Annotated in this window: 1 protein-coding gene; it reads left to right on the top strand. The window is 45.5% G+C overall.

Annotated elements, in window-relative coordinates; all coding sequences use genetic code 11:
* The first annotated feature begins 104 nt into the window (after positions 1-104).
* Positions 105-1,091 (top strand): IS30 family transposase, encoded by a 987-nt coding sequence (locus tag JUF11_RS13095; protein WP_204119939.1) that lies wholly within the window; start codon positions 105-107, stop codon positions 1,089-1,091.
* The last annotated feature ends 9 nt before the right edge of the window (positions 1,092-1,100 follow it).

Genomic DNA, 1,100 nt, shown 5'->3' with positions numbered 1-1,100 from the left:
CTTGAATTTACAATTGAAGTGGAACATCAAATAAAAAGACTGGCCCACTAGGAGACAGCGTAGAATGTTGTTTGTCGAGAACATCATCATACGGAGGTTTCCTAATGAGCCATTACCATCAGCTTACAGCTATTGAGCGTGGTCGTATAGAGTCTCTTGTCATTCTTGGACTGTCACTTCATCAGATTGCTGCACAGTTAAATCGAAGCGTCAGCACAATTTCTAGAGAGATTCACCGTTGTTCTAAGGACTACAAGGCATTGTCGGCGCAAAAAGACTACCTCAAAAAACGTAAGGCTTGCCGTCGTCATCGTATCTTTGAGAACGAGATACTGCGCAGTGCCGTGATTACCGCAATTCAAGATAATCACTGGTCACCAGAACAAATCGTTGGAAATTACCAACGAATACAGGGAACGAGTCCGTTTAGTTGCGTCACGATTTACCGTGAAATATATCGACATAACCTTGGCCTACCCAAGAACCATGGTGCGAGAGGTATAGCTCGTAAGTTACGCCATCGCGGTAAGACGAGGCATAAGAAAGGCTACGTAGAGAAACGAGGCAAAATTCCCATTTCACATAAGCTGGTTGAGCGGCCAGTAGAAGCAAACCTGCGCACACGTCTCGGAGATTGGGAGCTTGATACGATTGTTGGTCAAGACGGTGGCGATGTTTTGGTTACCATGATTGATCGACGTAGCCGTTTATTACTAGCGCAACGAGCCGCAGGTAGGAAGTCATTGCCGGTACTTGAAACACTAAGAGCAATGTTCGCTAAGATTCCACATGAGATCCTACGTACGATCACACCTGATCGCGGAAAAGAGTTTGGACGGCATGGAGACCTTACCACGGAATACCAAGTGGAGTTCTATTTTCCTAATCCACATGCCCCGTGGGATCGAGGTAGTAATGAGAATACCAACGGTCTAATTAGGGAATATATTCCCAAAGGAACTGACATCGCTACGATCACAGACGAAGAAATCAACCAAATGGTGTGGCAAATCAACACACGACCACGCAAGATGTTTGGTTGGAAATCCTCGCTGGAAGTCTTCTGGTCAGAGATGTTCCACTTAGCTTGACAATTCAAG

Origin of the sequence: Lacticaseibacillus suilingensis (assembly GCF_016861845.1) — a bacterium.
Lineage (GTDB): Bacteria > Bacillota > Bacilli > Lactobacillales > Lactobacillaceae > Lacticaseibacillus > Lacticaseibacillus suilingensis.
The sequence above is the reverse complement of the archived record's forward strand: the minus strand, read 5'-3'. Positions and strand labels throughout refer to the sequence as shown.

Coding starts and splice junctions, on each gene's coding strand:
- JUF11_RS13095 (WP_204119939.1), top strand. CDS start 105: ATGAGCCATTACCATCAGCTTACAGCTATTGAGCGTGGTCGTATAGAG.